Raw genomic sequence first — 3,050 nt, forward strand, 5'->3', positions numbered from 1 at the left:
GCCTCGGTCTGCGTTTCGATGTCGCCGCGCACCATCTCGCCGGTCACCATGTCCACCGGCGGTGTCGCCGAGATGAACACGAACCCGTTGGCCTTCACCGCCGTCGAACAGGGCAGGCCGAGCGCCCGCACCTTGTCCGACATGACGGGCACTTCGATGATTTCTTTCTTCATGGTGGTGCTCCCTGGGTTTGGGGGAGCTTATAGTGCCGGCCGGGGAACGCCAGCGCCGACGCGTTGTCCAGCCTTCACCCTTGCCCCGGATAAGGCGTGCCGTCCTTGTGCAGGAACCGGCCGTCCGAACTCGGGCTCATCATGTCGATGTCGGAGCAGGTGATGACATCGTCCGGGTTGCGCGAGCCGACCTCGAGGTAGAGCGCCGTCGTGGACGAGCGGTTGATGAGATGGTGGCCGTTGCCGCTGTTCTTGGCGAAGGTGGCGCAGTCGCCGGCGCTCAGCAGCGTCTCACCGCCATCCTCGACCAGCGTTAGCTCGCCTTCCAGCACATAGACGAACTCGTCCTCATGGCTGTGCCAGTGACGCTGGCTTGACCAGCCGCCGGGCGGCAGCGTCATCAGGTTGACGCCGAAATCGGTGAGCCCGCCGGCATCGCCAAGCCGGCGGCGCGTGCGGCCGGCGCAAGGGCCATCGAAGGGCGCGGGATAGCCCGAGCCCTTGCGGAGGGGCAGGGATGCGAGGTCGAGTTTGGGCATGGGTGCTCTCAGGGTGGTGGTGCGGCACTGTAGTCCCACGCAGGCATGGGAAGAACCCTGTTGCGAGATGTGAGCCGTCGCGCCCTACGGCGCCCCCCTCTGTCCTGCCGGACATCTCCCCCACGAGGGGGGAGATTGGCAGCTTCGGCGCCCCGCCGACTCTGCAACGCGGGCGATTGGCGAAAGCGACGGCGACATCTGATCTCCCCTCTCGTGGGGGTTGAGGAGTGGTCCACGAAGTGGACCGAAAGCCAATTGCTTGGCTTTTCGAACGACGAAAGCCGGCAGGCCAGGGGGGGCGCTGTCCCGCCAGCCTATCGCCATTGGGCAGGCGCTCAATTCCGCCCATAGAACGCGTTCTCGACATGCACCGGCCAGCGCCAGGGCAGCACCGCCACCATGTCGAAGCGCATCGACAGCCGGCCGTAATCCGGTTGGCGCGACAGCCACAAATCCGCGGCGCCCTCGATGCGGCGCTCCGATTCCCGGCCGATCGCTTCCATCGCCTCGATCAATGTCCGCCGCGCCTTGACCTCGACGAACAGCACGAGGTCGCCGCGCCGGGCGATGAGGTCGATCTCGCCGAGCCTGGTGCGGTGGCGGCGGGCAAGGATGCGATAGCCTTTCAGCATCAGCGCCAGCGCCGCCAGCCACTCGCCGCGATGGCCGCGTCGATAGGCCTTTCGGCGATGGCCGACCGTGCGTTCAGCCATCCCCGGCTCCTTTCTGTTTGACCATGATCTTGTCCGAACCGAAGGTCAGCGAATGCAAAAACCGGCCTCCACTTTTCGGGATCATGGCCTGTCCTTGAGCTCGATCAGCCGGCGGTAAAGCGCCTGCTTCTGGGCGCCGGTCATCTTCGCGGCTTCCGCCGCCGCCTTCGAAGCTGGCATTTCGGCGGCTAAGGACAAAAGCAGCCGGTCGATGTCGGCCGGCTGCTCGTCCGAGGCTTCGGGCGGACCGACACAGATAACGATCTCGCCCTTCGGCGTATCGGCCGCCGCATAGTAGTCTGCCAGCTCGGCAAGCGTTCCGGTGCGCATCTCCTCGAACGTCTTGGTCAGCTCGCGCCCGATGGCGGCTTTCCGCGTGCCGCCCAGCGCCTCGACCATCGCGCCGAGCGTCTCGGCCAGACGACGCGGCGATTCGAAGAAAATCAGTGTCGCCGGCAACTGCTTGAACGTCTCCAGCTTGGTCAGCCGCTGCCCGGTCTTCACGGGCAGAAATCCGGCGAACAGGAAAGCATCGGAAGGAAGGCCGGAAGCGGTCAGCGCCGCAAGCGGAGCCGAAGGTCCGGGGATCGGCACGACGCGAATGCCGCGCTCCAGCGCCTCGCCGACCAGCCGGTAGCCGGGATCGGAGACCAAAGGCGTGCCCGCGTCGGAAATCAGCGCGACGCTCTGCCCGGCCGCCAGCGCCTCGATCAGCTTCGGCCCGGCCTCGCCCGCATTGTGCTCGTGATAGGCAGTGGTGCGGCGGCGGATGCCGTAGCGCTCGAGCAGCACGCGCGAGACGCGCGTGTCCTCGCAGGCGACGATGTCGGCGGCGGCTAGCGTCTCCAACGCGCGTAGCGTGATGTCGGCCAGATTGCCGATCGGCGTCGCCACCAGATAGAGCGCCGGCTGAAGAGGCCGCGCCGCGACCTCGCTCTGTCCGATCAGATAGCTGCGTTTGTCGCCGGTCACCGAATGCCCCTCATTCCGAGCAATTCCAGGAAAAGTGCGTCGCGGTTTTCCGTCCGGAATTGCGTAAGAACCAAGTCTGTTTCGCATGGCTGACGCCTCGTTGCAAAACGTGAGGTCGACGTAAGGAAATCGCCTTGCCTTTGCCACAGTGCGGAACGAAACCCACATCGGCGAATTTAACCCCTGATTCCCCGGGAGGAGGCAGGACCGAACGATGCCCAATCGCTTCGATATTTTTATCAGCCGACTTGAAAGCAAGACCGCCCGCGAGGGCATTCCTCCACATCCCATCGCCGCCGAGTCCGGCGCGCGCCGCGACAAGGCCGGCCAGAAGCCCGTCCGTCACGGCGAGGCGCATGGCGAGAAGCACCGCGGCAAGCACCGCCAGAAGCACGACGCTTAAGGCGTCGCGTCCATCGTCATTGGCCGCGAGCGGCCGCACTTCGTCATTCCAGGGCGAAGCAAGGAGCGAAGCGACGCGCGCAGACCCTGGAATCCATGCCGTTATATCGACGTTCCGCCAGCGGTACAGAATTCTGTTCCGCAGCGCCCTTCGCGTTGGTCACGGAATGGATTCTCGGGTCAAGCCCACGAGCGTCCGGCACGGTTTATGCTTTCATGCGGCCTCTCGCAGAGCAAGCGGGGCGCGTTGC

Annotated in this window: 4 protein-coding genes; all 4 read right to left on the bottom strand. The window is 65.4% G+C overall.

What is annotated here, in order from left to right:
* Positions 1-247 precede the first annotated feature (247 nt).
* Positions 248-712 carry a cupin domain-containing protein gene (locus tag FJ980_RS29535; protein ID WP_140547156.1) on the bottom strand — a complete coding sequence of 155 codons (465 nt, stop codon included), beginning with the start codon at positions 710-712 and terminating at the stop codon, positions 248-250.
* 335 nt (positions 713-1,047) lie between these two features.
* Positions 1,048-1,425, bottom strand: a complete 378-nt coding sequence (locus tag FJ980_RS29540) for a YraN family protein (protein ID WP_140547157.1) — start codon at positions 1,423-1,425, stop codon at positions 1,048-1,050.
* 81 nt (positions 1,426-1,506) lie between these two features.
* Positions 1,507-2,397 carry a 16S rRNA (cytidine(1402)-2'-O)-methyltransferase gene (gene rsmI, locus FJ980_RS29545; protein WP_181181338.1) on the bottom strand — a complete coding sequence of 297 codons (891 nt, stop codon included), beginning with the start codon at positions 2,395-2,397 and terminating at the stop codon, positions 1,507-1,509.
* A gap of 10 nt (positions 2,398-2,407) precedes the next feature.
* Positions 2,408-2,839: a hypothetical protein gene (locus FJ980_RS34865; protein WP_181181339.1), complete on the bottom strand. Its 432-nt coding sequence runs from the start codon at positions 2,837-2,839 to the stop codon at positions 2,408-2,410.
* Positions 2,840-3,050: the final 211 nt, after the last annotated feature.

Source organism: Mesorhizobium sp. B1-1-5, from assembly GCF_006443065.1.
Classification (GTDB): Bacteria; Pseudomonadota; Alphaproteobacteria; order Rhizobiales; family Rhizobiaceae; genus Mesorhizobium.